General features: G+C 70.0%; 30 protein-coding genes. 13 read left to right on the forward strand and 17 right to left on the reverse strand.

All coding sequences use genetic code 11. The features are described 5' to 3' along the window. Window positions 1-19: 19 nt before the first annotated feature. Both BXU09_RS07470 and BXU09_RS07475 read left to right on the forward strand, forming a co-directional pair. Window positions 20-904: a methyltransferase domain-containing protein gene (locus BXU09_RS07470; protein WP_078301579.1), complete on the forward strand. Its 885-nt coding sequence runs from the start codon at window positions 20-22 to the stop codon at window positions 902-904. Window positions 905-1016: 112 nt separating this feature from the next. After that, a complete protein-coding gene (locus tag BXU09_RS07475) occupies window positions 1017-1412 on the forward strand; it encodes a hypothetical protein (protein ID WP_144012017.1) in 396 nt (131 codons plus the stop codon). Between the two features lie 71 nt (window positions 1413-1483). On the opposite strand, the gene BXU09_RS07480 is transcribed toward BXU09_RS07475, so the two are convergent. Next, window positions 1484-2266 carry a peptidylprolyl isomerase gene (locus tag BXU09_RS07480; protein WP_078301583.1) on the reverse strand — a complete coding sequence of 261 codons (783 nt, stop codon included), beginning with the start codon at window positions 2264-2266 and terminating at the stop codon, window positions 1484-1486. Window positions 2267-2362: 96 nt separating this feature from the next. On the opposite strand from BXU09_RS07480, the gene cmk reads away from it, so the two are divergent. Next, window positions 2363-2980 (forward strand): (d)CMP kinase, encoded by a 618-nt coding sequence (cmk, locus tag BXU09_RS07485; RefSeq protein WP_078304845.1) that lies wholly within the window; start codon window positions 2363-2365, stop codon window positions 2978-2980. Window positions 2981-3045: 65 nt separating this feature from the next. Here the strand turns inward: cmk and BXU09_RS21880 are convergent, their stop codons facing one another. Then, window positions 3046-5664 (reverse strand): S8 family serine peptidase, encoded by a 2619-nt coding sequence (locus BXU09_RS21880; protein WP_078301585.1) that lies wholly within the window; start codon window positions 5662-5664, stop codon window positions 3046-3048. Window positions 5665-5680: 16 nt separating this feature from the next. Beyond that, a complete protein-coding gene (locus BXU09_RS07495) occupies window positions 5681-6424 on the reverse strand; it encodes an Ig-like domain-containing protein (protein ID WP_078301587.1) in 744 nt (247 codons plus the stop codon). A gap of 256 nt (window positions 6425-6680) precedes the next feature. Between BXU09_RS07495 and BXU09_RS07500 the strand changes: the two genes are divergently transcribed. From BXU09_RS07500 to BXU09_RS07510, 3 genes are all read left to right on the forward strand, one after another. Continuing rightward, window positions 6681-7226 carry a hypothetical protein gene (locus BXU09_RS07500; protein WP_078301589.1) on the forward strand — a complete coding sequence of 182 codons (546 nt, stop codon included), beginning with the start codon at window positions 6681-6683 and terminating at the stop codon, window positions 7224-7226. A gap of 97 nt (window positions 7227-7323) precedes the next feature. Then, on the forward strand, window positions 7324-8331 hold the full coding sequence (locus BXU09_RS07505; RefSeq protein ID WP_078301591.1) for an alpha/beta fold hydrolase: 1008 nt from the start codon (window positions 7324-7326) through the stop codon (window positions 8329-8331). Between the two features lie 4 nt (window positions 8332-8335). Then, a complete protein-coding gene (locus BXU09_RS07510; RefSeq protein ID WP_078301593.1) occupies window positions 8336-9382 on the forward strand; it encodes an alpha/beta fold hydrolase in 1047 nt (348 codons plus the stop codon). A gap of 15 nt (window positions 9383-9397) precedes the next feature. Here the strand turns inward: BXU09_RS07510 and BXU09_RS07515 are convergent, their stop codons facing one another. Genes BXU09_RS07515 through BXU09_RS07550 form a run of 8 tightly spaced genes read right to left on the reverse strand, consistent with a single transcriptional unit; the run spans window position 9398 to window position 14289 of the window. Next, window positions 9398-10003, reverse strand: coding sequence for a nitroreductase (locus BXU09_RS07515; protein WP_078301595.1), 606 nt, complete (start codon window positions 10001-10003; stop codon window positions 9398-9400). Window positions 10004-10035: 32 nt separating this feature from the next. Then, window positions 10036-10632: a hypothetical protein gene (locus tag BXU09_RS07520; RefSeq protein ID WP_078301600.1), complete on the reverse strand. Its 597-nt coding sequence runs from the start codon at window positions 10630-10632 to the stop codon at window positions 10036-10038. Then, on the reverse strand, window positions 10614-11297 hold the full coding sequence (locus BXU09_RS07525; protein WP_078301606.1) for a hypothetical protein: 684 nt from the start codon (window positions 11295-11297) through the stop codon (window positions 10614-10616). Before BXU09_RS07525 ends, BXU09_RS07520 begins: the two co-directional genes overlap by 19 nt. Continuing rightward, entirely contained in the window at window positions 11294-11869 is a 576-nt protein-coding gene (locus tag BXU09_RS07530; protein ID WP_078301609.1) for a hypothetical protein, read from the reverse strand. Before BXU09_RS07530 ends, BXU09_RS07525 begins: the two co-directional genes overlap by 4 nt. Further along, window positions 11866-12474, reverse strand: coding sequence for a hypothetical protein (locus BXU09_RS07535; RefSeq protein WP_078301610.1), 609 nt, complete (start codon window positions 12472-12474; stop codon window positions 11866-11868). Before BXU09_RS07535 ends, BXU09_RS07530 begins: the two co-directional genes overlap by 4 nt. Further along, the gene (locus BXU09_RS07540; protein ID WP_078301611.1) at window positions 12471-13151 is read right to left on the reverse strand and encodes a hypothetical protein; all 681 of its coding nucleotides are present in this window, start codon (window positions 13149-13151) and stop codon (window positions 12471-12473) included. The genes BXU09_RS07535 and BXU09_RS07540 overlap by 4 nt, the downstream gene beginning before the upstream one ends. Beyond that, on the reverse strand, window positions 13148-13462 hold the full coding sequence (locus BXU09_RS07545; RefSeq protein ID WP_078301612.1) for a helix-turn-helix transcriptional regulator: 315 nt from the start codon (window positions 13460-13462) through the stop codon (window positions 13148-13150). Before BXU09_RS07545 ends, BXU09_RS07540 begins: the two co-directional genes overlap by 4 nt. 56 nt (window positions 13463-13518) lie before the next feature. Then, complete coding sequence (locus BXU09_RS07550) at window positions 13519-14289, reverse strand: TatD family hydrolase (RefSeq protein WP_078301613.1); 771 nt, start codon at window positions 14287-14289, stop codon at window positions 13519-13521. A 91-nt stretch (window positions 14290-14380) separates the two neighbouring features. Here BXU09_RS07550 and BXU09_RS07555 point away from each other — a divergent pair, with 91 nt between their 5' ends. From BXU09_RS07555 to BXU09_RS07565, 3 genes are read left to right on the forward strand one after another with little or no spacing between them, the layout of a single operon-like run. Next, window positions 14381-14992: a hypothetical protein gene (locus BXU09_RS07555; RefSeq protein ID WP_078301614.1), complete on the forward strand. Its 612-nt coding sequence runs from the start codon at window positions 14381-14383 to the stop codon at window positions 14990-14992. 18 nt (window positions 14993-15010) lie between these two features. Continuing rightward, complete coding sequence (locus BXU09_RS07560; protein WP_078304846.1) at window positions 15011-15907, forward strand: LptA/OstA family protein; 897 nt, start codon at window positions 15011-15013, stop codon at window positions 15905-15907. A 9-nt stretch (window positions 15908-15916) separates the two neighbouring features. Next, complete coding sequence (locus BXU09_RS07565; protein ID WP_078301615.1) at window positions 15917-17008, forward strand: LptA/OstA family protein; 1092 nt, start codon at window positions 15917-15919, stop codon at window positions 17006-17008. Here the strand turns inward: BXU09_RS07565 and BXU09_RS07570 are convergent. The 3 genes from BXU09_RS07570 to BXU09_RS07580 all read right to left on the reverse strand — a co-directional run bounded on the left by BXU09_RS07570 (window position 16980) and on the right by BXU09_RS07580 (window position 19520). Then, the gene (locus BXU09_RS07570; protein WP_078301616.1) at window positions 16980-17891 is read right to left on the reverse strand and encodes an L-lactate dehydrogenase; all 912 of its coding nucleotides are present in this window, start codon (window positions 17889-17891) and stop codon (window positions 16980-16982) included. The genes BXU09_RS07565 and BXU09_RS07570 overlap by 29 nt on opposite strands. Beyond that, window positions 17888-18352 (reverse strand): universal stress protein, encoded by a 465-nt coding sequence (locus BXU09_RS07575; RefSeq protein WP_078304848.1) that lies wholly within the window; start codon window positions 18350-18352, stop codon window positions 17888-17890. The genes BXU09_RS07570 and BXU09_RS07575 overlap by 4 nt, the downstream gene beginning before the upstream one ends. Before the next feature lie 115 nt (window positions 18353-18467). After that, window positions 18468-19520 carry a diguanylate cyclase gene (locus BXU09_RS07580; protein ID WP_168174570.1) on the reverse strand — a complete coding sequence of 351 codons (1053 nt, stop codon included), beginning with the start codon at window positions 19518-19520 and terminating at the stop codon, window positions 18468-18470. Window positions 19521-19651: 131 nt separating this feature from the next. Between BXU09_RS07580 and BXU09_RS07585 the strand changes: the two genes are divergently transcribed. Then, a complete protein-coding gene (locus BXU09_RS07585; RefSeq protein WP_078301619.1) occupies window positions 19652-21109 on the forward strand; it encodes an MBL fold metallo-hydrolase in 1458 nt (485 codons plus the stop codon). Between the two features lie 219 nt (window positions 21110-21328). Beyond that, the gene (locus BXU09_RS07590; protein WP_078304849.1) at window positions 21329-21820 is read left to right on the forward strand and encodes a DUF3105 domain-containing protein; all 492 of its coding nucleotides are present in this window, start codon (window positions 21329-21331) and stop codon (window positions 21818-21820) included. 81 nt (window positions 21821-21901) lie between these two features. Here the strand turns inward: BXU09_RS07590 and obgE are convergent, their stop codons facing one another. From obgE to rplU, 3 genes are all read right to left on the reverse strand, one after another. Further along, window positions 21902-23242: a GTPase ObgE gene (obgE, locus tag BXU09_RS07595; RefSeq protein ID WP_055363610.1), complete on the reverse strand. Its 1341-nt coding sequence runs from the start codon at window positions 23240-23242 to the stop codon at window positions 21902-21904. Window positions 23243-23429: 187 nt separating this feature from the next. After that, a complete protein-coding gene (gene rpmA / locus BXU09_RS07600) occupies window positions 23430-23702 on the reverse strand; it encodes a 50S ribosomal protein L27 (RefSeq protein ID WP_055363609.1) in 273 nt (90 codons plus the stop codon). Between the two features lie 14 nt (window positions 23703-23716). Then, window positions 23717-24019 carry a 50S ribosomal protein L21 gene (rplU, locus tag BXU09_RS07605; protein ID WP_055363608.1) on the reverse strand — a complete coding sequence of 101 codons (303 nt, stop codon included), beginning with the start codon at window positions 24017-24019 and terminating at the stop codon, window positions 23717-23719. Between the two features lie 445 nt (window positions 24020-24464). Between rplU and BXU09_RS07610 the strand changes: the two genes are divergently transcribed. Continuing rightward, on the forward strand, window positions 24465-24827 hold the full coding sequence (locus tag BXU09_RS07610; RefSeq protein WP_078301620.1) for a DUF1232 domain-containing protein: 363 nt from the start codon (window positions 24465-24467) through the stop codon (window positions 24825-24827). Between the two features lie 34 nt (window positions 24828-24861). Next, entirely contained in the window at window positions 24862-25524 is a 663-nt protein-coding gene (locus BXU09_RS07615) for a response regulator transcription factor (RefSeq protein WP_078301621.1), read from the forward strand. Window positions 25525-25537: the final 13 nt, after the last annotated feature.

The following is a 25537-nucleotide window of genomic DNA, read 5'->3' on the forward strand; positions in this document are numbered from 1 at the left end:
CCACTTCACGACCGAACCCATGAGCGTCATCCTGCCCGCCGTGCGTGACCGGCTGCGCGCAGCGGGTGAGGTGACCTTCGAGATTCCCGACCCCGACGCGGGCCTGGGCCGATACGCGGGCGAGGCCACCGCGCACGGCACGCACCGCCCCTGGCACACCTGGACGGACCTCGCGGACCTGCTCGGCGCGCACCTGCTGACCCCGGACCGGGCAGGGGAGGGCCGCGTGCGCCTGACCCTGCGCGCCCACGCCCCGGCCCGCGACCCCGACCACGCCGGGTACGGCCCGGACGGCGACTGGGCGCGCGTGAACAAGCTGGAAGACCCGGTGTTCCTCTCGACGTTCATCGAGGCGCTGCGCCGCGTGAACCCCCCACCCGGCGGGCGGGTGCTGGCGCTGGGCCTGAACGCCGGGCACGAACTGGCCGGCCTGCCGCTGGCCTTCCCGGACCGCGCGCTGACGGTGGTGGGCGTGGAAATCGACCCGGCCGCCGCGCAGGCCGCCCGCGAGCGCTGGCCCCAGGCGACCATCCACGCGGCGGACGTGAACGCCCTGCCGCCCGAACTGGGCCGCTTCGACCTGATCCTGGCCCTGAGCCTGCTGCAGAGCCCCGGCGTCACGCAGGACGTGCTGCTGGCCACCCTGCGCCGCCACCACCTGACGCCCGGCGGCGGCCTGATCCTCGGCTACCCGAACGCCCGCTACCGCGACGGCACGCTCTCGTACGGCGCCCGCATGCGCAACTACGCCCGCCCGGACCTCAGCCTGCTGACCGCCGACTTGACCAACGCCCGGCGCGGCCTCCAGAAACACGACTTCAAGGTGTTCGTGACCGGCAAGTACGAGGTGCTGCTGACCGCCATTCCCGCCCGCGCCGCCACGCCCACCGGCCTGGAACTGTAAAGAAAGGTCAATGTTTCTCACGGGATATTCAGGACTGCAGTAAAGTGGGACCCGTATGCGTCTTCTGCCCCTGCTGACACTGACGGCCCTTCTCGCTTCCTGCGCTCCTGGCATGATCTCGACTGAACCACCGAAAGGCCCTATGGTCGAGGGAGAACGGTGGACGATCACCGGGCTGGATCAGAACAACAACAGACTGGAGGGCAACGTCGTGGTGCCCGCCAACCCGAGCTACGATGCGACCGACCGGGAATGGTACTACCGCACTGCTGCCGCCCGCATCTACTTCACGGAAGGCACCAACGAATTCCAGGTCTGGGACACCCGCGACCCCTCCCGCCTGGTCATCTGCATCGTGCGCGCCCCCTACCGCTACGCCTCGCAGCAGAACACCTTCCCCGGGATCAGCCTGGCCGGTTCCATGGCCGACATCAACGCCGTCTTTGCCAAGCTGAGCGGCAGTGGCACCCGCCTGACCGGCGGTGACTGCACCGTCACGCGTCAGTAAGCGGCAAGATCAAAGCGGCGGCTCCGTACCGATGGGAGCCGCCGCCTTCGTTTCTTGGCTGTCTTGGCTGCTCAGCCCTTGGTCAGAATCCGCACGCTGAGGATCTCGTCGGCAGTGGCGCCCTCGATCTCGGCGTTGCTCTGGTCCATGGTGCGCGTCAGTTTCGGCAGGGTGTCGTCGCCGGTCACGACCTTCCCGAAGATGGTGTGTTTGCCGTTCAGGAACTCGGTCGGTTCGAAGGTGATGAAGAACTGGCTGCCGTTCGTGGCGGGGCCGCTGTTCGCCATGGCGAGAATGCCGCCGCTGTCGAAGGTGAGTTTCTGCCGGAACTCGTCCGCGAACTTGTAACCGGGGTCGCCGGTGCCCCACTCGGCCTTCTTGCTGTCGTCCACGCTCTTGGGGTCGCCGGTCTGCGCCATGAACCCGTCGATCACGCGGTGGAAGCGGATACCGTCGAAGTACAGGTTGCGGGCCAGGAACACGAAGTTGTTCACGGTGACCGGCGTCTCCTGCTCGTACAGGTCCACCAGGATCTGGCCCTTGCTGGTGTCGAGCAGCGCGTAGTAGTCCTTACCCTCGGTGAGGGCCATGTCCGGCTCGGCGTCGAATGTCCGCACGGGTTCCTTCGCCAGGGCCGGGACGACCGTGAACCCGGCGGGAACCCGGCCGGGCTCGGTGACGGCCGGGGCGGCGTCCGCCTTCGTGTCCGTGGCCGGCGTCTCGGTCGCCGGGGTGTCGGTGGGGGTGTCCGTCGCGGCCGTGTCCGTCTTCGTGTCGGTCGTGGTCGCGTCGTCCTTCTGCTGGCAGGCGGTCAGTGCGAGAAGCGCGGTCAGGATCAGGGCAGCGTGTTTCATCGTTCCCTCCAGTGTAGCGGCCCGGACGCGCCGCGCGTCACGCAGAAGGATGAGGTCGGGTCGCGGATGGCGCGGCCGCGCTACACTGCCCTCTTGATGATCGTGACCATTGACGGCGTGGCGGCCAGCGGAAAATCCAGCGTGTCCTCGGGGGTCGCGCAGGCGCTCGGGGTGCCCTACGTGAGCAGCGGCCTGCTGTACCGCGCCGCGACCCTGCTGGGCCTGGAGGCGGGCCTGGATCTGCACGCCGCCCCCCGGCTGCTGACCCTGCTGGGCGCGCACCCGGTCCGCCTGGAACCCCTGGCCGGCGGGAACCGCGTGTGGCAGGGCGACCGTGAACTCACCGACGACCTGCACTCGACCCGTGTGGACCGGGGGGTCAGTGTCGTGGCGGCCCTGCCGGAGGTGCGCGAGTGGGTGGACGCCCAGCTGCGCGCCCTGCCCGAACCCTTCGTGGCCGAGGGCCGCGACATGGGCACCAACGTGTTCCCGCACGCCAGCCACAAGTTCTACCTGACGGCCAGCGCCCGCATCCGCGCCGAGCGCCGCGCCCGCGAACGCCCGGAGGACGTGCCGGCCATCGAGGCGGCCCTGCAACGCCGCGACGAACTCGACACCGTGCAGAGCGCCCCCGCCCCCGACGCGCTGGTGATCGATACCGGCCCGCTGGACCTGCAGGGCGTGATCGACACCATCCTGACCCGCCTGCGCTGACCCGAATGGAAAACGCCGCCCCGCAGATTGGGGCGGCGTTTCGCTGCGCTCAGGTGGTCAGGCGCTCAGGGGCGCTTGACGGTGAATTTCTGGCTGGTGTACGTCTCGGTGTGCTTGGGGTTGCTCTCGTCGCCCAGGGCCTTGAGGACCTTCAGGCGCAGCTGGTACGTGCCGTTGGGGGCCGCGCCGTTCTTGAGCTTGCCGTCCCACCCGAAGGTGTCCCAGGCGTCGCTGGTGCTGTCCACGTACACGTTGGTGGCGTTGCGGCCCACGTAGGGGTAGTTGCCGAGCTGCTCGATCACGTTGCCGTTGCCGTCGAGCAGTTCCAGCGTGATGCGCTGGGCCTGGTGCGAGAGCTGGGCCAGCACGCTGGGCTGGTCGTCTGCGGCCATGGTGAAGTCGGGCAGGGTGGTCACGGCCTCGTTCTCCTCGAAGAACACGTCTTCCTTGGCGTCGTACAGCACGGGGAAGTCGTAGCTCGTGCCGCCGATGCTGGCGCGCCCGAGTACCTCGATGCTCTGGTAGTCGCCCTTGAAGCCGCTGTAGGGCACGACCAGACTGCTGGCCGTCTTGCTCTGCAGGCTCAGGTAGCCGCCGTACTGCGCCTTGTCGGGGGCGGTGGCGGGCGGGGTGATGGTCACGTTCAGCTCGACTTCGCTGAAGGGAGCGACCTCGATCATCAGGGTACCGGCGTCCACGTCGGTGCCGTTCACGGTCATCTTGGCGGCGGCGGTGCTGGCGGACGGGGCCAGCGTGGTGCCGGCCACGGTCAGGGCCGGCGCGTGCTTCACGGCAAAGACTTCGCGGGTCGCGCCGCTGTTCTTCAGGACGACCACCTTGCTGCGGGTGGCGAAGGTGTCGCTCTCACCCAGGCTGAGTTTGCTGGGGGTGGCGCTGACCGTGGCGTTGTGCGCGGCGATCACGTCGATCATGCCGGCGCCCTGGCGCTGCACGTAATCGTTGAAGCTCGTCACGCCGCTGGCGCCGCGGAACTTGCGCAGGCTGGCGGTGTTCATCAGGCGGGCGCGCATGTCCTTGGCTTTCAGGTTGGGGTAGGCCTGCAGCATCAGCGCGGCGACGCCCGCCGCGTGCGGGGCGGCCATGGAGGTGCCGCTCAGGACCGCGTATCCGCCGGCTTCCACCGTGAGCGGGTAGGCGCTCTTGATCGCGCCGCCGGGTGCGGCGAGGTCGGGTTTCAGCTCCAGGTCGGGCGACATGCCGTAGCTGGTGAAGCTGCTCAGGGTGCTGGAGGTCGGGTTCTCGATGCTCAGGGTGCCACCGTCGAAGGTGAAGCTGGCGCCCGTGGCGATCAGCCCGTCGATCTTCGCGCCGTCGGCGGCACTGATGGACACGACCGGAATGGTGATGGCGGGCGAGCCGGTCACCGTGGGGCTGATGTACCCGGCCGCGTTGTTGTACAGGATCACGGCGGTGGCCCCGGCATCCTGGGCGTTCTTGGCCTTCTCGTAGAAGGTGCAGCTGCCGCGGCGGATCAGGGCGGCCTTGCCGGTCAGGCTGCCGGCCGCGAAGCCGCCACTGGCCGTGCAGCCGTCGTTGGTCGTGGTGGTCGTGCTGCCGGGCTTCTTGGCGACCTGGAAGGTCGTGCCCTTGGTGGGCGCGGGCGAGCCGGTGGCGGCGTAGAAACCGACCTTCGAGCCGTCGCTGAGCGTGAAGCTGCTCAGGTCGATGCGGGTGTTGTCCACCGAGGCGGTGGCGATCACGTTCTCACCCAGGCTGGGCGCGCCGGTGGCCCACTGGCCGTTGGTGCCGCTGTTACCGGCCGAGACGGTCACGACCATGCCCTGCTTCACGAGTCGGCTGGCGACCTTGGCGCTGGGGTACTCGGGCCACTGGTATGAGGCGCCGATGCTCATGTTCAGGATGTGCATGCCGTCCTTGTAGGCGCGTTCCATGGCGGCGATCATGATGTCGCTGCTGGTCGAGCCGTCGCAGCCGAACACCTTGTACGCCCCGAAGGTCACGTCGGGGGCCACGCCCTTGAACTTCGCGGCCGCGTCGGCGCCACCCACGATCCCGGCGACGTGCGTGCCGTGACCGCCGCAGTCGTCCGCGATGGGGTCGGGTTTGGGCGTGAAGTTGCCGCCCGTGCCGAATTCGTCACCCACGAAGTCGTACCCGGCCACCACGCGGTTCTTGAAGGCGGGGTGCTCGAGGTCGATGCCGGTGTCCATCACGGCGACCTTCACGCCCTTGCCGGTCAGGCCCAGTTCGTTCTGGGCGATGTCGGCGCCGGTCATGCTGATCGCGGTCATCATGTCGGGGTTCAGGCTGGAGAGCAGGTCGCGCTGCACGACCGGACGCTCCACCTGCTCGACCGGGTAGACGGCGCGCACGCCGGGCAGCAGCGACAGGCGGTTCACTTCCGCCTCGTCGGCCTGCACCGAGAAGCCGTTGAACAGCGTGTCGAAGCTCATGACTTCCTGGTAGCGGATACCGCTGGCGGCCGCCTGGGCGCGGAACACGGCCTGCTGCGCTCCGACGCTCTGAACGCTCAGGGCCGTGGGGTCGCCCTCGAGTTCCACGAACCACTTGCCGGGCATGGCCGTGAACTGCGGCGCTTTCACGCCAGAGGTGGCAGGGGTAGAGACGGTGCTGCTGTTGCCGCACGCACCCAGCACCAGGGCCAGGCTGAGTAGGGACAGGGATTTGACAGTGTTCTTCACAGTGTTCTCCTCGGGTTCAGCGGCGGCTGAGCAGCAGCTCGTAGGTGTTGGTGGCCAGATCGTCGGTGGCAGCGGAATCGTTGTGGATCTTGAAGCTGGTCAGCACGACCGTGTAGGTGCCGTCGGCCGGCACGTTGAAGCGGATCTCGGACTCCATGGCGCTGCCGCCGTCGTCATCCTTCTCCAGCACCGTCTTGCCGTCGGGCATCAGGATCATCACGTAGGGGTCCAGGGTGCTGTTGGCATCCACGCTGCCGGTCTTGACCGTCAGTTTCAGCGGGTCGCCAGTCTTGGCCGTGAACTTGAAGTAGTCGTAATCCCGACCCTGCGCCGCGACCGCGCCCTTGACGGGCGTACCGACCGTGAGGGCCGTGGCGGCCGCCATGCTGTCGTTGGGTTCGTTGCGGTCGGCGATGGCGACGGTCACGGCGGCGCTGGCCTGCCCCACGTTGGCGCTGTAGTCGTAGGCCTTGACGCTGAGGGTGTGGGCGCCGTTGTCCGCGAAGGTGTAGGTCTTGCTGGCGGTGTAGGGCGAGGTGGTATCGGTGGAGACCAGGGCGCCGTTGTCGTAGAACTCGACCTTGCTGATGCCGTTGGCGTCGCTGGCAGTGGCAGTCATGTTCACGGTGCCGGCCGCGACCAGCGTCGTGGGTGTCACGGTCAGGGTGGCGGTGGGGGCGGTCATGTCGATGGGGCCGACGCCGCAGGACATCAGCGTGCCGGTCAGAGCGAGGAGTGAAAAGGCACCGATTCGCTTCATGTGAACTCCTTGATACCTGTGTGGGCACGCGCGCCTGAAAGAAGGCGAACAGCGGAGCGGGTCCGGCGAACATGACCGCAGAGGCACCTGATTTGAAATCAGGGTTTGTGTTGCTATGGAAAACAAATATAACGCTCATGGACCGGTATCACAAGGCCATTTCAGACGTTTCTCAGTTGAAACTAAGGTCAGTTGCGGCTGTCTGTTGCGGCATGGTCGCACCCGGCGTGCCGGGCTTTCGGGTACCCTGAAGGTCATGCGTTCCGTCCTGCCTGCCCTGCTGCTTCTGAGTGTCGTCCTGGTCGCCTGCCGCCCGCAGGAGGTCCGCGCGCCGGACGCCTACCCGCTGGCCGGGGCCGTGTCTGGCCGCTGGGGCGACAGCCCGCGCCTGCGGCTGGCGCTGGTCGGGACGGGCATTCCGGGTGCGGTCAAGAACGACAGTGCGATCGGGCAGAACCTCGTGAGCAGTGGCCTGAACAGCTGGGAGTTCGGCTTCGACCTGCCGGCCCCCGGCGTGTTCAACGTGGCGGGCGTGTATCAGGTTGTGGCGTTCGACGACGCGAACAACAACGCCCGGTACGACCTGGGTGAGACGGTCGCCCGCAACCGCAAGTGGCTGGTGGTCAGTCCGGCCGATGCTAACATTCCGGAAGTGACCCTCCCCGAGCTGCTGGGTGGAGGCGAGGTCCTGCCCGCCATGAGGGTCCGTAGCGGCTGGAACGTGTACGACCAGTCACGGCCGCTGGGGAACGCGAACCCCGCGCCGTTCACCACCCTGAGTTCCTACGATCTGAGCCGCTGAAGCCGGGCGCCCATGAGGGGCGACTGGGGAAAACCTGAAGGGGACAAGGTCGGCTCAGCCGCAGTCTGCGCTGTCCGATGGTTCTACGTTCAGGGGTATGAACCTGCCGCGCCGCTTCCCGCTGACCCTGCTGCCCGCGTTGCTGCTGCCCGCCCTGACCCTGGCCTCCGCGCAGTCCGCTGCGGCGCTGGCCCGCGTGGACGCCGCGCAGATGAGCATCCCGGCGGCCCGGCAGACTTTCCAGAAGGGCGGGTATCCGGGCAGCGCGCTGACCGTGCGGCAGACCCTGGCGGCGGGCAGTAACTACACCCGGCAGGTCGTGAGTTACCAGTCCGAGGGACTGCGCATCAACGCGTTGCTGACCGTCCCGCGCGGCACGCCTCCGAAGGGTGGCTGGCCCGCCATCGTGTTCAACCACGGGTACGTGCCCCCGAAGGTGTACCGCACGACTGAACGGTACGTGGCTTACCAGGACGCCTTCGCACGAGCCGGGTTCGTCACCCTGAAAAGCGATTACCGGGGGCACGGCAGCTCGCAGGGCGAGGCGCTCGGCGGGTACTACGCACCGGGCTACACCACGGACGTGATGAACGCCCTGGGCAGCCTCAAGCGTGACCCGCGCGTGAACGCCGCCCGGATCGGTATGTGGGGCCACTCCATGGGCGGGTTCCTGAGCCTGCGGGCCATGGCCATCGACCCCAGCGTGAAAGCGGGCGTGATCTGGGCCGGGGTGGTGGGCGACTACGATCAGCTCATGAACAGCTGGACGCGCCGCGCGCCCGTCCCGGCCAGCATTCCCAGCGCCGTGCTGAACCTGCGCAAGCGGGCCGTCGAGAAGTACGGCGCGCCCCGCGAGAACCCCACCTTCTGGAACAAACTCAGCGCGAACACGTACCTGCGCGACCTGGGCGGCCCGGTGCAGCTGCACATCGGCACGAACGACGAGGACGTGCCCGTCGCGTTCCACACGACCCTGGCCGGGCAACTGCGCCCGCTGGGGAAACTGGGCGGCAACTACGTGTACCCCGGTGACAACCACAACCTGTCCCTCAACCTGCGCACGGCGCTGAACCGCAGCGTGCAGTTCTTCCGGGAGCGGCTGTAACGCCATGCGCCGCCTGATCAACCTCGTGCTGTTCGCGCTGATCCTGGGGGCGGCGTTCGTGGCGGTCACGCAGCCGGAATCTCTGCCGTTCCGCCTGCCCTGGAACCCGCCGGTCACGGTCACGCCCGCCGCGCCCGGCGAGGCGGCCCCAGACAGTGACCGCCCCCTGCAGGACCTGAGCGACACGGCCCTGAAAACTGCCGTGGCCCGCAACCCCATCAGCATCCAGGCCCTCAAGGCCCGCGAGTACCCCGGCAGCGCCCTGACCGTGCGGCAGACCCTGGCGGCAGGCAGCAACTACACCCGGCAGGTCGTCAGTTACCAGTCCGAGGGACTGCGGATCAATGCGCTGCTGACCGTCCCACGCGGCACGCCCCCGCAGGGCGGCTGGCCGGTCATCGTGTTCAACCACGGGTACATCCCGCCCGCCGAGTACCGCACCACCGAACGCTACGTCGCGTACCAGGACGCGTTTGCCCGCGCGGGCTTCGTCACCCTGAAAAGCGACTACCGGGGGCACGGCAGCAGCGAGGGAGAGGCGCGCGGCGGCTACAACGACCCCGGCTACACCGTGGACGTCCTGAACGCCGCCGCCAGCCTGAAACGCGACCCGCGCGTGAACCCCGACCGACTGGGCCTGTGGGGCCACTCCATGGGCGGGCAGCTGAGCCTGAAAGCCATGATCGTCGATCCCAGCCTGAAAGCCGCGTCCCTGTGGGCGGGCGTGATCGCCAGTTACGACGTGCTGTCCACCGACTGGAACCCGCCCCCCGGCGAGCCGCGCACCCTGGACGCCCTGAACCGCCGCTACCTGCGCCTCCTGAGCCCCAACGCGTACCTGCGGGAACTGAACGGCCGGCCCATCCAGCTGCACCACGGCACGAACGACGCCGACGTGCCGTACTCGTTCCAGAAGAACCTCGCGGACGACCTGAGAAACGCCGGGCAGGGCGTCGAGGCGTACCGCTACGAGGGCGACGACCACAACCTGTCCCGCAACCTCCGCACCGCGCTGAACCGCAGCGTGCAGTTCTTCAAGGAGAACCTGTAATCCGGACGCCGCCCGTCACTCCACCCAGGTCACCTTGTCCGCCAGCGGGGCACGGGTCGCAGTCGGCAACTCGGCGGCCGGGTAGCCCAGCACCAGCAGGCCCATCAGCTTCGGGGCGCCCAGCGCCTGCGCCGCCACCGGACTGACCATCACCGGACCGCTCACCCACTTCCCGACCAGCCCGAACGCCGTCGCTGCCAGCCACATGTTCTGCGCCGCGCACGCCAGGGCCGCCTGCTCCTCCCACTCGGGCATCTTCGGTTTCTCGGGCATGTGCAGTTCCAGGCTGATCCACAGTGGCGCCCGCCAAGCCCGCGCCCGCTGCGCCTCCAGCGCCGCCCCCTCCTCCCGGTCCGGCGCGCTGCCCGCCGCGTACGCCTGCGCGAACACCTCCGCCAGCCTCGCGCGGCCCTCACCCGTGAACACCGTGAACCGCCACGGCTCGGTGCGCCCATGATTCGGCGCCCAGATGCCCGCCTCCAGAATGGCCTCGGTCACCTCACGCGGCACCGCGTCGGGCCTCAGCAGACCAATATCCACCGTCCGGCGCGCACGGATCACATCCAGCACGGTCAGGGCAGCAGCAGGGAAGGGGGCAGGGTCAGCAGTCACGGCGTTCATGCCCGCATGATGCCGCACCCCGCACCGCACGCCTACCGTCCCAGTTTGGCGTGCAGCCGACCGTTCAGACCGTACTCCCACCACGCGAACACCAGGGCTGCCGTGCCCACGAACAGCGGCAGGACCAGCTCCGGCCGCGACGAGTTCACACCCTGAACTGCCGCCAGCATCACGGCATTCACAAACACCAGCGCCGACGATCCCCTGAGCGCCAGCCTCTCCGGCGGCAACCGCCGCGCCAACCACCACAACCACCCGCTACCACCCAGGCCCAGCAGCGGCAGCAACAGCGCCCACGCCCCCACCGCCGGATTCAGCACCGACACCGCCAGCGCCCCCAGCACGCCCATCAGCAGCGGAACCCACACGGCCCGCGCCGACCACGCCCGCGAACGCGCCGCCAGCACCTTTGCCTCGAACTCCGTCAGGTACCGCTCCCGCAACTCCGCGTTCAGGCGCGCCGGATCACCCAGCGCCCCCAGCACCGCCCCCACCGGCTCACCCGCCTCCAGCATGTCCTGCGCGTGCCCCAGGTACTCGGCCCGCAGCCGCGCCGCAACCTCCGGTGCCAGCCCCGACAAAGCCACGGTCAGCCATGCCTGCACCGACGTCACCATGCGCCGCGCCACGCCTTCCCGGCCAGAGTCAGCGCCTCACGCGGGCGCGTCAGGTAGGCCGCCACGAGCGCACTGCCCAGTGCTGCCGCCAGCAGGCCCGGTTCCGTCACCACACTCGGCGCGAACACCGGCAGACTCAGCGCGAATCCCAGCGGCGCGATCAGCGTGCCGTACACGCGGCGCAGTACTGCCGCCGACCGCACGGGCCGACGCAGGATCACCCGCTGCGCGAACTCCAGCAGCGCCAGTTCCAGCGTCAGCAGGATCGGCACGGCCCACGTGAATTCCCGCGAACCGATCAGCGCGGGCAGGCCCGGCCAGCCGCAGACCAGCCACGTCAGCAGGCCCACCACCACCACGCAGCCCAGCGCACTCTGCCAGAGCGGCGCGGGTACCGTGGCTCCCCCGGCCAGCAGGCGACGCAACTGCCCGTCCCGCTCCAGCCACGCCACGTCCGCCCGCGTGAAGAACTGCGCCTTCAGCGCCGCCCGCACCTCGGCCGCCGGACCCAGCGCCGCCAGCGCCTCCCGAAGCTCCAGGCCATCACGCGCCCCCACGGCCTCCAGCACATGCCCGGTCAGGTCCGCCCGGATACGCGCCGCCGAATCCTCCGGGAACGGCGCCGTCACCTCATCCAGGTAGGCGGCGAGCTCCGCGTTCAGATCAGCTGGAGTCACGCCCGGCCCCCGAGGGTCAGGGTGCGGCGCATCCGGCGGGCCTGTTGCATGGTGCCGACCAGCCATACCACCCATAGGACTGGCAGGAGCCACAGGATGGCCCCTAAGGAGGGCGGATCACCCAGCCACGCCTGCACGCTCCAGCCCAGCCACAAGGTGAAGTTGAAGACCCACGGTCCGGCCGTGGCCAGCAGGAGGTTCCTGACTGGCCGTGGTTCGCTTCGTACGATGACCCACGCCAGGCAGGCCAGCACGAGGGCGGTGGCCGCTGCAACAGCTTCGACAGCCTGTTCAAACCACAGCGCGGACAGTCCGTACCCCGCCACCAGCAGCAGCATGAACCACCACACCTTCGGACCCTGCGCGTTGCTCAATTCCTGATCTGTGGCGTACGCGCGCCGCAGCGCCCGATTCACCTGCGCGGGATCGCCCAGGGTGGCGACAGCTTCTGCTTCGGTCAGTTCGTCCGTCATGGCATCCTGCACATGGGCGCGGTACTCGGCGTTCATGCGCTCCTGTGCGGCGGGGGCGAGGTCACGCAGGGCGACGTTCAGCCAGTCGTGCAGGGTCATGTCGGCACCTCCGTGAGTTTGCGCGGCAGGCTGGACAGTCGCCACGCTGCCAGCGCGAGCAGCGCCAGTCCGGCCAGCAGGGACAGCTGCGCGGGCGGTGACAGCGGCACGGGCCACGGGGCGACCAGCAACGCGAGCAGCAGCGCCGCGAACAGGGTCATGCCACGCCGGGACGAGCGGACGGCCGCGTGCAGGGTGTCGCCCATGCGCAGGTCGGCCAGCAGGGCCAGGGCAACCGCGCTCACCACAGCTGCCGCAGTCAGCCACGACCACCCCACGTCCAGCGCGAAGATCAGCTGAAAGGTGAAGGCGCAGGCGGGCAGGCACAGCGGCAGGAGCCACAGCACCCGGCGTGATTCGCGGCGCGTGCGCGTTCCCGGCGAGGTCAGGTGCCGCAACCACCGCTCGTCCTGTACCGTCAACTGGGTGCGCCGCAGCGCGCGGCTCACCTGCGCGGGGTCGCCCAGGGTGGCGACGGCTTCCGGTTCGGTCAGCCCGCCCGTCATGGCGTCCTGCACATGCGCTTGGTACTCGGCGTTCATGCGCTCCTGTGCGGCGGAGGCGAGATTGCGGAGGGCCACGGTCAGCCAGTCGTGCAGGGTCACGCTGTCTCCGCGCCGAGCTTGCGGCTGGCGTTCACGGCGAGCGAGAGTCGCCAGATGTGGAAGGATAAGAAGCTCAGGGCAACCCAGGAGGCGGGTTCGCGGGTCCAGGCGATCAGTCGGTCGGGAGTCAGGGTGCCGGTGTGCAGGAACCACAGCGCGGCCACCAGACCGGCCATGAGGGCGCCGCCGAGGGGCTCGGCCAGCCAGTACGCAGCGGCGCGGCGGGTGGGGGGCAGCGGTCGGGACAGCACCCACCAGCGCAGCAGGGCCAGTGCGGTCAGGATGCCCACGCTCAGCAGGAAGGGGGTGACGGCTTCGCCGCGCCGCAGGTCTGGCAGTGCGGCGACCGTCAGGCCAGCCACCGGGGCGGATGCGGACCACAGGCTGCCGCCCAGGCTGAGGTGTCGGGGGGGCAGGCGGCGGGCGTCCCGGACGGTCAGGTGGGTGCGCCGCAGTTCGCGGTTGGTGGTGTGCGCGGAGCCCCAGCAGCGCAGGATGTCGGTGTGGGTCAGGTCGGGCTGGGCCGCGAGGGTGTCCTGAAGGTGGTTCAGGTAGTCGTGGCGGACGCGGTGGGCGGCTTCGGGGGTCAGGCCGTCGGTGGCGACCTCCAGCCACTCCGCGACGGTCCGGGGAGGCTGGAGGCGGGGGCTGAGCAGGCTGCGGAGGTCGCCGGTCACGCTCCTCCTCCCAGCACCGCCTGCACGGCGCCGACCTGGGCCTGCCAGTCGCGGCGGGTGCGGGCCAGCGCGGCGCGGCCCTTGTCGGTCAGGCGGTATTCGCGGCGGGTGCGGCCGGCGACCTCGTGTTCATGGCTCTCGATGAGCCCCTCGGCTTCGAGGGCGTGCAGGGCGGGGTAGAGGGTGCCTTCGCGGGCGCGCAGGAGGCCTTCGCTGCGGGTGTTGATGGCCTGGGCGATGGCGTAGCCGTGTTCGGGCTGGCGGTCGAGGACGGCCAGGATGAGCATGCGGAGTTGCTCGCGGGCGTTCATGCCTTCACGATACCTCTGATTTGGATGCATCTCAAGTCGAGGTATCGTGGAGACCGTCAGGCCAGCGGCAGGCGGTAGGCGCGGCGGGTGTTCGCGTCGGTCGTGGCCTCCAGTTCGGCGGGGTCCAGGCCGCGCAGGGCCGCGATGAACTCCAGGGTGTGGCGCACGTAGCCGGGCCGGTTGGGCTTGCCGCGCTTCGGGACGGGGGCCAGGAAGGGTGCGTCGGTTTCCAGCAGCATCCGCGTCAGGGGCAGGTCGCGGGCGGCCGCCTGGATCTCCTGCGCGTTCCTGTACGTGGTGTTCCCCGCGAAGCCGAAGTACGTGTGCTCGCCCCGCTCCAGGCCAAAGCGCAGCAGTTCCGGGTGCCCGCTGAAGCAGTGCAGGATCACCGGCACGTCCGGCCACGCTCGCAGTACGTCCATCACGCCCCGGTGGGCGCTGTCCTGCCCGGCCTTATCCCGCGTGTGAATGACCAGCACCTTCCCGCTGCGCCGTGCGAGGTCCAGCTGCCACTCGAACGCCGACACCTGCGCGGCGCGTTTCGTGTCGTCCCAGTAGTCGTCCAGGCCGCTCTCGCCGATGCCGACCACGCGCGGGTGGGTCAGCAGGGCCTCGATCTGCGCGCGGGCGTCCGGGCTGTCCTCGTCGGTGTCGGTGGGGTGCAGGCCGACCGTGGCGTACACGTCGTCAAACTGTTCGGCCAGCGCCACGGCGTTCCGGGCGTGCTGCGGGCTGGCGCCGATGCAGACCATGGCGTTCAGGCCCAGTTCGCCGCGCGCGCCCGCCGGATCGTCGATGTAGTCGAGGTGGGTGTGAGAGTCGATCATGCCGCCCAGGGTAACGCCGCCGGAACGATCTCCCGGAGTATCCCACCCGATCCCCACCACTCTCATGAGAGGGGCGCGCTAGAGTGCGCCCGTGCAGAAACTCGGCCTGTACGCCCTGACGGGCATCCTGGGGTTCGCCCTGATCTTCGCGCTGCTGCCCGGCGCGGACCGCACGGCCGTGGCCACCGGCGCCGTCCTGTCCGGCGTGCAGCTCACGCTGTACCCGTCCCGCGACCCGGACGCCGTGTGGCAGTTCCGGGCGGGGCAGGTCACGAACGACCCGCTGCTGGGCGAGACGCGCCTGACCGACCTGGGTCAGGGGCAGCGGTTGCTGCGCGAACGGGACGCCTCGGGCCGCCTGACGGGCCGCCAGACGCTGGACGCCACCCTGAGCGCCCCGGACCTGACCATTGACGGGCAGGACAACATGACCACCCGTCAGGCGCGCATCACGCTGGTGCAGCAGTGTGCCGACATCGACCTTCAGGGCACCGAGCAGATGCCCGTGAAGATCGAGCAGGGCAGCGGCTTCAGCGCGCCGGTCGCGGAACTCGACTCGCCGCTCATGACCGGGCACGTCGAGAAACTCCGCATGAGTTTCGACTTCAAGATCGAGGACTCCGACAACGACACTTCGACCCTGCAATACGACCTGGACGGCACGGAACGCTGCGAGAACGGCCAGCGCGTCCCCGGAGCCTGACCTTCAAGGAGCCCCATGATGAACCGTACCAAGACCCTGTCCCTGCTGGCCCTCCTGACCGTCGCCGCGCCCGTGCTGGCGCAGGCCGACGCCACCAACCGCCTGATCACCATTCAGGGCGGCCCGCGCGGCGACGTGCGCAACGGCCCCCTGACCTTCACCGGCAGTCCCGTGAAGGCGAAGGTCAGCACCCTGAACATCGAGGCCTCGCAGGCCGTGCTGGCCGCGCCGAAGGGCACGCCGCTGATCGAGGCGAAAGGCAAACGCACCGCGAACTTCACCGGCGCCGTGAAGGTCACGCGCGGCCGCCTCAGCGCCGCCGGCAGCACCCTCGCGTACGACGAGACGACCGGTCAGGGCGTCCTGAGCGGCAACGCCAGCGCCACCTTCGTCCCCGAGAAGAAAGAGGACGGCGACACCGTGACCATCAAGGCCGCGCAGATGAGCCTGGACGTGGATAACAACGTGTCCACCAGCACGGGCGGCGTGACCCTGTCCACCGGCACCCAGAACGGACAGGCCGACAAGCTGGTGTTCGACGAGGACCGCGAACTGGCCCAGCTGACCGGCAAACCCAGCCTGACCCGCGCCGCCAAAGGGAACCAGAAGGAACTGGTCATCACCGGCCAGGAGGTCCGCGCGCTCACCAAGACCAAGACGCTGTACGTGCGTGGCGGCGTGAAACTCGTGCAGGGCACCACCACTACCACCGGCGACGCCGTGTACTACGACGACCGCAAGAACGTGGCGTACGTGGTCGGGAACGCCGTCAGCGTGGACAGCAAGAGCAAGGTGACCGTCAAGGCCCCGGCCAGCGGTTACCTGGAGCAGCGCACCGACCTGGGCCGCGTGCGCGCCCTGAACTCGGCTTACAAGATTCCGGCCGAGCAGTTCAAGCTGCGCGGCGAGAAGTAAACTGCGCGCATGTCCCGTTCCCGCCTGACCGTCGCCGCACTCCTGACCGCGCTGCTGGCGGTCACGGGCGGGGTGCCGGGCGGGCGGGCGCAGCAGGCCGAACCCAGTCCGCCCGCCCCCATCCAGAGCGCACCCGCTGAGGCCGCTCCCGAGGCCGGCGCCGAGCAGTCCAGCCTGACCCTGGTGCGCCGCAGCGAGAAGGACGGCAAGGACCGCCGCATCGTGATCGTGAAGACCGGCACGGACGACACCACGGGCGTGTTCGCGCTGTGCCAGCCGCTCCCGGACGACCCGGAGGGCGCGCCGACCCTGGCGGTGTTCAGCGAGACCGGTGCGGGCGGCGTGCAGATCACCATCGACAAGAACGTGATCCGCGTGCCGCTGGCCGTGGTCACGCAGAATGCCCCGAAAGACGGGCAGGACGGCAGTGACGGCCGCGTGGAGGCCAGCGCCGGAACGGGCCGTTTCCTTGAACCGGGGGAGGTGCCGGCCGACACCACCGACCGCCTGACCCGCTGCGAGGTGCAGGCCGCCCCGAAACCCGCGCCGGATACCGTGATCGTCACGCAGGGCCGCACGGAACTGCGCGGTCAGAACCTGGTGTACGACAGCGCCGACGGCGTGGCCCGCATCGACGGGCCGATCCGGTTCACGCGCCGCAGCGACACCGATCCCCTGACCGGCCAGAGCGACCGTATCGAGGTCAGCGTGGACGACGAGAAGACCACCCTGGTCGGGAACGTGGTGTTCAACTCGGCGGGCGGGCGGGTCAGCCGCGCCGCGCGGGTCGAGTACGACGACACCCGCAACGTGGCCCGCCTGTACGGCACGGCCACCCAGCCGGCCGAGAGCGTGCAGGGCGGCGACACCCTGCGCGCCGGGGTGATCGTGTACGACCTCGACCGCAACGAGGTGTACGCCATGAAGGCCGAGGGAGGCACCATCACGGGCGAGTTCACCGAATCGGACACCCCGGCGGGTACGCCAGCCGGGAACCGGACCGCGATTCCCAGTCCGTCCGATCCGCTGCCGCCCCTGAACCCGGCGCCCACCCCGCCCACCACCACGCCGGTCAGTCCAGGGCTGCCAGCGCCGCCCTGAGCACACCGGCGCTGCGTTCCAGCTCCTGGCGTTCCGGCCCGGTCAGCGACGGCGAGATGGTGTCCACCACCCCACCCCGGCCCACCACGCGCGGCAGGCTCAGGCTCACGCCGAACTCCGGGGTGGGCGCGCTGACCGTCAGGATGCCGCGCCGGTCGCCCAGGACGCGTTCGGTGATGCGGGCCAGCGCCGCGCCGATCCCGTAGTACGTGGCGTGCTTCCCGCTGATGATCTGCGCCGCCGCGCCGCGCGTGTCCGCGTCGATCTGCGCGCGGATCTCCGGCGTCCACTCGCGGCCGCGCGCCGCCATGAAGTCCGCGACCGGCAGGCCCGCCACGCTGGCGGTACTCCAGGCCAGGACCTCGCTGTCGCCGTGTTCGCCCAGCACGTAGCCGTGCACGTGCGTGCCGTCCACCCCGGCGTGCTCGGCGATCAGGTGCCGGAAGCGGGCGCTGTCGAGGACCGTCCCGGACCCCATCACGGACGCGCCCGGCGCCAGCCTGGCGGTCAGGTCCGTCAGGACATCCACCGGGTTCGTGGCGATCAGCAGCGTCGCGTCCGGTGCGGCCGCCACCACCTGCGGGATCAGCTCGCGGAAGATGGCGGCGTTCTTCTGGAGCAGGTCCAGGCGGGACTCGCCGGGTTTCTGGTTCGCGCCGGCCGCGACGATCACGACCGCGCTGCCCCGCAGGTCCGCCACCGGGCCGCTGCTGACGCGTACGCCATGACTGACCGGCGCGGCGTGCGCGATGTCCTGAGCCTCGGCGCGGGCGCGCGCGGCGTCCAGGTCGGTCAGGATCAGTTCACTGCACGAGCCGCGCAGCGTCAGGGCGTAGGCGGCGGTCGCGCCGACCAGCCCCGCACCGACCACCCCGACCTTCATGCGCGGTCCTCGCGGCGCACGGTCAGGACCGGAATGGGGCTGCGCGCCACGATCTTCTCGGCGGTGCTGCCCAGGAAGAAGTGCTCCAGCGCGCCCTGTGCGTGCGTGCCGACCACGATCAGGTCCGCGCTCCAGCGGCCCGCGGCGTCCAGCACGCCGGTCACGGGGTCACCGACCATCAGTTCGGTCTCCTCGTCCGGGCGGGCCAGCTGTGTCATGCGGGCGGCGTCGGCGTCCTCCAGGGTGTGCAGCAGGGTCGGGTCGGGCATGGCGGCGCTCACGCCGCCCATCAGGTCCGGCGCGGCGGTCACGCGGGCGTCGGTCACATGCACCAGCCGCAGGGTCGCGCCGGGAAAGCGGGTGCGGGCGGTGGCCAGCGCGTGCGTGGACGACTCCGAGAAGTCCACGCCCACCAGGATGCGTTGAAAGCTGCTGGTCGCTGCCGGTTCGTGCTGGGTCATGCCCTGAACGTACACCCCGGTCCCACCCGCCCGGGCAGAACATGAACGGCCCATAAAGACGCCGGGCCGACCCGACCAGCCGCCGATCCGCCCGGCCGCCGATCCGGCTGTCCCATCAGCTTGAGGGGCCGGACGCGCGGGCGTCCCAGCGCACCTGCGCGCGCCCCGCTGCCTTCGCCGCGTGCAGCCGCAGGTCCACCAGTGCCAGCAGGTCGTCCAGGCTGGCCACCTCGTGCGACAGGGCCGCCCCACCGCTGAAGGTCAGGTCTGGCAGGTGCGCCGGGAGCGGCAGGACCGCGCCGCTCAGCCGCGCCGTCATGGCGTACGCCGCCTGCGCGCCCACGCCGGGCAGCAGCAGCATGAACTCCTCTCCGCCCCAGCGGGCCAGCAGCGTGCCCGCCGGGAGGCCCGCGCCGGTCAGGGCGCGCAGGGCCGGGCCGGTCTCGCGCAGCACCTGATCCCCGGTCGTGTGGCCCAGCCGGTCGTTCACGTCCTTGAACCGGTCGAGGTCCAGCATGACCAGCGCGAACTCCGCCCGTCGCGGCCCGGCGTCCGGCCACAGGACGCGCAGTTGCGCCAGCAGTGCCCGGCGGTTCGGGAGTTGCGTCAGCGGGTCGGTCAGGGAGTCCTGCTCGAACGCCGCCGCCTGCTCTTGGTGCGTGACGACCCGCTGCCCGAAGCTCGCGACCATGCCCACCACGATGGTGATGCACGCCAGGTATGTCAGCAGCGTCAGGTCCGGCGTGGGGCGGGTCAGGATCAGCGCCGCGAACAGCGCGTACCCCGCCCCGGACAGCACCGCCGCCAGCCGGATCGGCAGCAGCCCGAACCACAGCGCCACCGTGCCCACGAACGTCAGGTACGCCTGCGTGCCGACCGCCGGCGCCGAGATCAGCGGCAGGAATTCCGCGGTGGTCGCCAGCGTCACGGCGACCGCCACCGGCATGTTCAGCCGCGTGGTCGGCAGGCGCTTCCAGAGCAGCGCCCACAGGATCAGCAGCGACACGGCCAGCCCGGTCAGGAACGACGGCAGGTCCTGCCACTCGCCGCGCGGCACCTTCAGGGTCAGAATGCCCAGGTGCGCGGCCGCCGACACCAGCGCCGCGAGCACGTAGGCCCGGTGGCGCACGGCTTCGGCGTCCTGCGTCTGTGTCCTCCATGCCGTCACGCGTCCATGATCCGGCGGGGAGCGGCACAACTCTGTCACGCGCGGCCGGATTACGCGCACCCCCACGGGGTGGCGTGGCGGGTGCATGGCCCGGCCCCGCGTGGGGGGTGTGGGCGGCGGTACACTGGCCCATGCAACTCCAGAGTTTCGGGGCGGCCCTCACGGTCACCGGCAGCATGCACCTCCTGACGGTCGGCGAGCGGCGCGTGCTGATCGACTGCGGCCTGTTCCAGGGCAACGACGACCTGGAGGCCCGCAACCGCGAGCCGCTCCCGTTCGACGTGGCGGCCCTGGACGCCGTGATCCTCACGCACGCGCACCTCGACCACGTGGGCCGCCTGCCGCTGCTGGTGAAACTCGGGTACCGGGGGCCGGTTCACTGCACCGAACCGACCGCCGCGCTGGCCGAGACGGTGCTGCTGGACTCCGCCCGGTTGCAGGTGGACGGTTACCGGCACGACCTGCGCCGCGCCCGCCGTCAGGGCATTCCCGACGAGCAGGTGCCGCCCCCGCTGTACGAGGAGGAGGACGTCCACCGCGCCCTGGCCCTGCTGCGCCCCGCCCTGCGCTTCGGCGAGACGACCCGCGTGGCCGGACTGCGCGTCACGCCGCACCGCGCCGGGCACATCCTGGGCAGCGCGTACCTGCTGATCGAGGGCGGGGGCACGCGCCTGATCATGAGCGGCGACCTCGGCAACCGCGAGAGCGGGCTGCAACTGGACTTCACGCCGCCGCCCCCCGCCGACGCCGTGGTGCTGGAAAGCACCTATGCCAACCGCACCCACCGCCCCTGGGCCGCCACGCTCGCCGAGTTCCGCGACGCGCTGCGCGGCGCGGTGCGGCAGGGCGGCAAGATCCTGATTCCCAGTTTCGCCATCGAACGCACCCAGACGATCCTGCACACCATCAAGAACCTCATGGACGCCGGCGAGGTCCCGCGCATCCCGGTGTTCCTGGATTCCCCCATGGCGGCGCGCGCCACGCACGAGTACTTCGAGTTCGGAGACGAACTGATCCCGGAAGTCCGGAGCGCCCTGCAGGCCGGCGAGGACCCCTTCCGGCCCGGCACGCTGCACGTCGTGCCCACCAGCGCCGAATCGCAGCGCATCAACCGCTACGACGGCCCCGCCATCATCCTGGCCGGCAACGGCATGATGACCGGCGGGCGCATTCAGCATCACCTCAAGCACCACCTCTGGAAACCCAGCACCAGCCTGATCAGCGTGTCGTACCAGTCGCCCAGCAGCCTCGGCGGGCGCATCGTGACCGGCGCGGACCACGTGCGCGTCATGGGCGAGGAGATCGCCGTGCGCGCCCACGTGTACACCATCGGCGGTTTCTCCGCGCACGCCGACCAGGACGACCTGCTGGCCTTCCTGGCGACCGCCGGGACGCCGCACGTGTGGCTGGTGCACGGCGAACCGGACGTCATGGAATCCTTCCTGCCGGTCCTCGCCGCGCGCGGCCTGAAGGGCGACCTCGTCCCGGACCGGCAGCCGGTGGACCTGACCGGCCCTGGCTACCCGGACGGCCGCCCACCCGGCTTCACCCCGCCGCCCTCCCGCTCCGGCAGTCACGGCGGCGAGTGATATGGACTCCGATTGAATGGGTTGCAAAGCCCGTTCAATCCGAGCGAAGCGAGTGGGAGAAAAACGGGTTCCGGACGTGGAGCTGGCAATCCGGTGAAGTCCCGGATGTCGGCGAAACAAACGGAACCCGTATGACTCGCCCCCGCGCACGCGCCGGGCGGGGCGCAGGTCCGGATGACCCTGGGCAGCGCCGGTACCCACGCGGTACTCTGTGACCTCATGAAACGCGCGCTGCCCCTGCTGCTGCTCGCCCTGACCGCCTGCGGTTCCAAAGGCATCGAGGGCGTCCAGACCTTCAAGTACCCCGCCGGGGACCACCGCACCGGCTCCCTGATCTACGCCGAGAACCCCCCGGCCGGCGGCCCGCACAACGCCAGCTGGCAGAACTGCGGCGTGTACGATCGCCCCCTGTACAACGAGTACGCGGTGCACAGCCTGGAACACGGCGCGGTCTGGGTCACGTACCGCCCGGACCTGGACGCCGCGGGCCTGGACACCCTGAAGAAACTGGTCGAGGGCCGCCCCTACACCCTGCTCAGCCCCTACGAGGGCCTGGACACACCGGTCGCCATGAGCGCCTGGGGCGCGCAGCTGAAAGTCGACCAGCCCGACGACGCCCGCCTGAAAGCCTTCCTGGACAAGTACGAGCAGGGCGCCACCGCCCCGGAACGCGGCGCGGCGTGCAGCGGCGCCTACAGCGGCACCCGCTGAGCGCAGGCCTCGACCCCACAGGGAAGGGGCCGGGAACAGCGCAATCTGTTCCCGGCTCCTTCCCTTACCTTCTGAACGGGCTCAGCCCTTGTTCTCGTCCTCGTCGAAGTACTCGAAGCGGTGCGGCCCGATCTCGACCGTGTCGCCCTCGCGCGCTCCGGCGCGTTTCAGGGCGTTGTACAGCCCCTGACGCTTGAAGACGTTCCCCAGGTACTCCGAGGCTTCCTCCAGGTAGCGCGAGAAGCGCACGATGCGTTCCTCGAAGCCCCCGCCGATGACCTTCCAGACCCGTTCCGGCTGGCCGTCGTTGATGATGCCCACGCCCTGCGCGGCCGGATCGATCCGGAATTCCAGGCGCAGCGGTTCCTCGCGGACCACGTCGGGCTCGATGTCCAGCGCGTGCGTCTGCGCCCACAGTTCCCGGTCGGGCAGCAGCTGGAACAGCGACTCGCGCAGTTCGTCCATGCCCAGACCTTCCTTGGCACTCACGCGCAGCACCGGCAGGCCCGCGCCGACCAGTTCGTCCTCGACCATCACGGCCAGGTCCTCGTCGACCAGTTCCACCTTGTTCAGCGCGATCAGCGCCACCTGCTCGAGCAGGGTGGGGTCGTAGGAGCGCAGCTCGGCCTGCAGCTGCGCCAGTTCGCCCAGCGGGTCACGGGTCACGTCCAGCACGTACACCAGCACGCGCGTGCGGCTGATGTGCCGCAGGAACTCCAGGCCCAGGCCCTTGCCCTCGCTGGCGCCCTCGATGATGCCCGGAATGTCCGCCAGGGTCAGGCGCTCGTCGAGCGGGCTGCCGTGCGCGTCCACGCGGTCCACGACGCCCAGGATGGGCGACAGGGTCGTGAACGGGTAATCCGCGATGGCCGGGTTCGCGCGCGACAGCGCCGCGAGCAGGCTGCTCTTGCCGGCGTTCGGGTAGCCGACCAGTCCCACGTCCGCGATCAGACGCAGTTCCAGGCGCACGCGGCGCTTCTGGCCGGGCGTCCCCAGTTCCGCGAAGCGCGGCGCCTGACGGGTGCTGCTGGTGAAGGTGCTGTTGCCGCGCCCGCCCAGACCGCCGCGCGCGATGACCTTCGTCTGCCCGACCCGCACGAGGTCCGCGATGACCTTGCCGGTTTCCTCGTCGAAGGCCGTGGTGCCGACCGGCACGTCGATGTAGATGTCCTCACCGTCGGAACCCTGGCGCAGGCGACCCTCGCCGTACGCGCCGTTGGGGCCCTTGAACTTGCGGCGGCCCAGCAGGCGCTCCAGCGACTCCACGCCCTCGATGGCGCGCAGGATGATGCTGCCGCCCTTCCCGCCGTGCCCGCCGTCCGGGCCACCCTTCTCCATGTACTTCGCGCGGTGGAAGGACATGCTGCCGTCCCCGCCGTTCCCGGCGGCCACCTCGATATTCAGAACGTCACGAAACGCCACTGCACTCACCTCTCCCTTCGGGGCAAGGTGCGTGCCGCGCGGCACCGTCCTCACCCTGCTTGATCTTGCGGCCCTGCGGCCCCGGCCGGCCGGAACCCGGAACACCCGGACCCGGAAAACCGTAAAAAAGCGCCCCACCCTTCACCGGGGCAGGGCGCTGAACTGCCTGAAAACCCGCGACCGGGAATCAGTCAGCGGCGAGTTCGGTCGGCACTTCGATGCTGATGAAGCGGCCCTTCGCGCCACGGTTCGTGAACACGACCTTGCCGTGCTCCAGGGCGAACAGCGTGTGGTCGCGGCCCATGCCCACGTTCGGGCCGGCCTTGAACTTGGTGCCGCGCTGGCGGACCAGGATGTTACCGGCCAGCACCTGCTCGCCGCCGAACTTCTTCACGCCCAGGTACTTGGGCTGGCTGTCACGTCCGTTCTTGGACGAACCTACGCCTTTCTTGTGTGCCATGTCGGTATCCTCCCTTAGCCCTTGATGCCCAGAATCTTGATGGCCGTGTAGTCCTGGCGGTGGCCAGTGCGGCGGCGGTACTGCACGCCGCTCTTGTACTTACGGATGTAGATCTTCTCGCCGCGGCCGTGCTCGACCACTTCGGCGTTCACGACGAACTTGGCGACGGCGTCACCGAACAGGGCCTTGTCGCCGCCCACGAAGAGAGGGGCCAGGTCGAGCTTGTCGCCCGCTTCGCCCTGCAGGCTCTCGACGCGGATCACGTCGCCTTCCTGAACGCGGTACTGCTTCCCGCCGGTCTGAATGATTGCAAACATTGTGATTCCTCCTGCCGCGCGGCCGGGAATCGCTGCCCCGGACGGCTTGGACCTTGTCGCGCACCCGCACGAGCGGGTCACCAAGCAAGAACTGTACCACAGGCCGGGCGTGAAACGGTACACACGGAAACACACCCGGCCGTCCGGAACTCAGGCGACGGAAGGCGGGGAGTCAGGCAGTTCACACCGGCCCGGCGCGCGTGGCGGGGCCTGAATGGTGTGAGTTGCGTGCGTGTTCCCGTCTTCCGTGAACGTGTCCTCGCGGTACACGTGGACTCGCAGGGCGAGCCGCCTACTTTGCCTGACCTCCAGCGCCGCGCCGGCCCCGGTCGGGAGCACGGTCACAGCGGACCCTCCCAGCATACCACCATCCCCCCCGACGGGTACCCCCGGTCCGGCGGGAGCGGCCCGCAACGCCGGCCGGCCGGGCCGCGTACCAGGGGGTGTGATCGCACGTATCCGTTCCAGCTGGCGTGACTCGCTGGCGCTGCTGTTCGCCCTCGGGGACCGCCGCACCCCCGCAGGCGCGAAACTCATGGCGGCCCTGGCCGTCGCCTACGCCCTGCTGCCCCTGGACCTGCTGCCCGACCTGACCCCGGTGCTGGGCCTCGCGGACGACGTGCTGATCGTGCCCACCCTGCTGGCCCTGGCCGCCCGCACCCTGCCCGAACCCGTGCTGACCGAGGCACGCGGCCGCAGCCTGCGCGTGCAGCGCCGCCTGCCCTGGCTGATCCCCACCCTGATCGCGGTCCTGCTACTGCTCATGACGCTCGGCGGCTGGTTGCTGTGGCGCGCCGTGAGCGGCTAACCACCCCTTAACCGCCGCGCGTACACTGGGCCGCATGAGACTGCTGCTCGTGGAGGACGACGCCCGGATCGCGCAGCCGACCATGGAGGCGCTGCGGGAGGCCGGGTACGCCGTCACCTGGGCGCAGACGGGCCCCGAGGGGCTGGAGACGGCCGTGATGGGCGAGTTCCCGCTGGTGGTGCTGGACGTGATGCTGCCCGGCATGGACGGCTTTCAGGTGGCGCGTGAACTGCGCGAACAGGGCGTGGATTCGGCGGTGCTGTTCCTGACGGCGCGCGGGGAACTGAGTGACCGCGTGCAGGGCCTGGACCTGGGCGGGGACGCGTATCTGGTCAAGCCGTTCGCCATGCCGGAGTTGCTGGCGACGCTGCGGGCCCTGTCGCGCCGCGAGCGGGGAGCGGGAGCGCCGCGCGTGACGTTCGCGGCGGGTCGCGGTGCGCTGGATACCGTGGCGCGCACGGTCGCCTGGGACGGCGCCGAGGTGGCCGTGACGGGCCGCGAGTACGCGCTGCTGGAGGCGCTGGCGCTGTCGCCCGAGCGGTGGTTCACGCGTGAGGACCTGATCGACCGCGTGTGGGGGCCGGAGTTCGGCGGCGAGGCGCGGATCGTGGACGTGTACGTGCGGTACGTGCGGCGCAAGATGGCGCCCGAGGCGATCAGTTCCGAGCGTGGACGCGGATACCGCGTGGAACGCTGAGCGGCGCCGGGAA

The organism is Deinococcus sp. LM3, assembly GCF_002017875.1.
GTDB lineage: Bacteria > Deinococcota > Deinococci > Deinococcales > Deinococcaceae > Deinococcus.

Coding starts and splice junctions, on each gene's coding strand:
- BXU09_RS07470 (WP_078301579.1), top strand. CDS start 20: ATGAGCGTCATCCTGCCCGCCGTGCGTGACCGGCTGCGCGCAGCGGGT.
- BXU09_RS07475 (WP_144012017.1), top strand. CDS start 1,017: ATGATCTCGACTGAACCACCGAAAGGCCCTATGGTCGAGGGAGAACGG.
- BXU09_RS07480 (WP_078301583.1), bottom strand. CDS start 2,266: ATGAAACACGCTGCCCTGATCCTGACCGCGCTTCTCGCACTGACCGCC.
- cmk (WP_078304845.1), top strand. CDS start 2,363: ATGATCGTGACCATTGACGGCGTGGCGGCCAGCGGAAAATCCAGCGTG.
- BXU09_RS07495 (WP_078301587.1), bottom strand. CDS start 6,424: ATGAAGCGAATCGGTGCCTTTTCACTCCTCGCTCTGACCGGCACGCTG.
- BXU09_RS07500 (WP_078301589.1), top strand. CDS start 6,681: ATGCGTTCCGTCCTGCCTGCCCTGCTGCTTCTGAGTGTCGTCCTGGTC.
- BXU09_RS07505 (WP_078301591.1), top strand. CDS start 7,324: ATGAACCTGCCGCGCCGCTTCCCGCTGACCCTGCTGCCCGCGTTGCTG.
- BXU09_RS07510 (WP_078301593.1), top strand. CDS start 8,336: ATGCGCCGCCTGATCAACCTCGTGCTGTTCGCGCTGATCCTGGGGGCG.
- BXU09_RS07515 (WP_078301595.1), bottom strand. CDS start 10,003: ATGAACGCCGTGACTGCTGACCCTGCCCCCTTCCCTGCTGCTGCCCTG.
- BXU09_RS07530 (WP_078301609.1), bottom strand. CDS start 11,869: ATGACCCTGCACGACTGGCTGAACGTCGCCCTGCGTGACCTCGCCCCC.
- BXU09_RS07545 (WP_078301612.1), bottom strand. CDS start 13,462: ATGAACGCCCGCGAGCAACTCCGCATGCTCATCCTGGCCGTCCTCGAC.
- BXU09_RS07550 (WP_078301613.1), bottom strand. CDS start 14,289: ATGATCGACTCTCACACCCACCTCGACTACATCGACGATCCGGCGGGC.
- BXU09_RS07560 (WP_078304846.1), top strand. CDS start 15,011: ATGAACCGTACCAAGACCCTGTCCCTGCTGGCCCTCCTGACCGTCGCC.
- BXU09_RS07565 (WP_078301615.1), top strand. CDS start 15,917: ATGTCCCGTTCCCGCCTGACCGTCGCCGCACTCCTGACCGCGCTGCTG.
- BXU09_RS07570 (WP_078301616.1), bottom strand. CDS start 17,891: ATGAAGGTCGGGGTGGTCGGTGCGGGGCTGGTCGGCGCGACCGCCGCC.
- BXU09_RS07575 (WP_078304848.1), bottom strand. CDS start 18,352: ATGACCCAGCACGAACCGGCAGCGACCAGCAGCTTTCAACGCATCCTG.
- BXU09_RS07585 (WP_078301619.1), top strand. CDS start 19,652: ATGCAACTCCAGAGTTTCGGGGCGGCCCTCACGGTCACCGGCAGCATG.
- BXU09_RS07590 (WP_078304849.1), top strand. CDS start 21,329: ATGAAACGCGCGCTGCCCCTGCTGCTGCTCGCCCTGACCGCCTGCGGT.
- rpmA (WP_055363609.1), bottom strand. CDS start 23,702: ATGGCACACAAGAAAGGCGTAGGTTCGTCCAAGAACGGACGTGACAGC.
- rplU (WP_055363608.1), bottom strand. CDS start 24,019: ATGTTTGCAATCATTCAGACCGGCGGGAAGCAGTACCGCGTTCAGGAA.
- BXU09_RS07615 (WP_078301621.1), top strand. CDS start 24,862: ATGAGACTGCTGCTCGTGGAGGACGACGCCCGGATCGCGCAGCCGACC.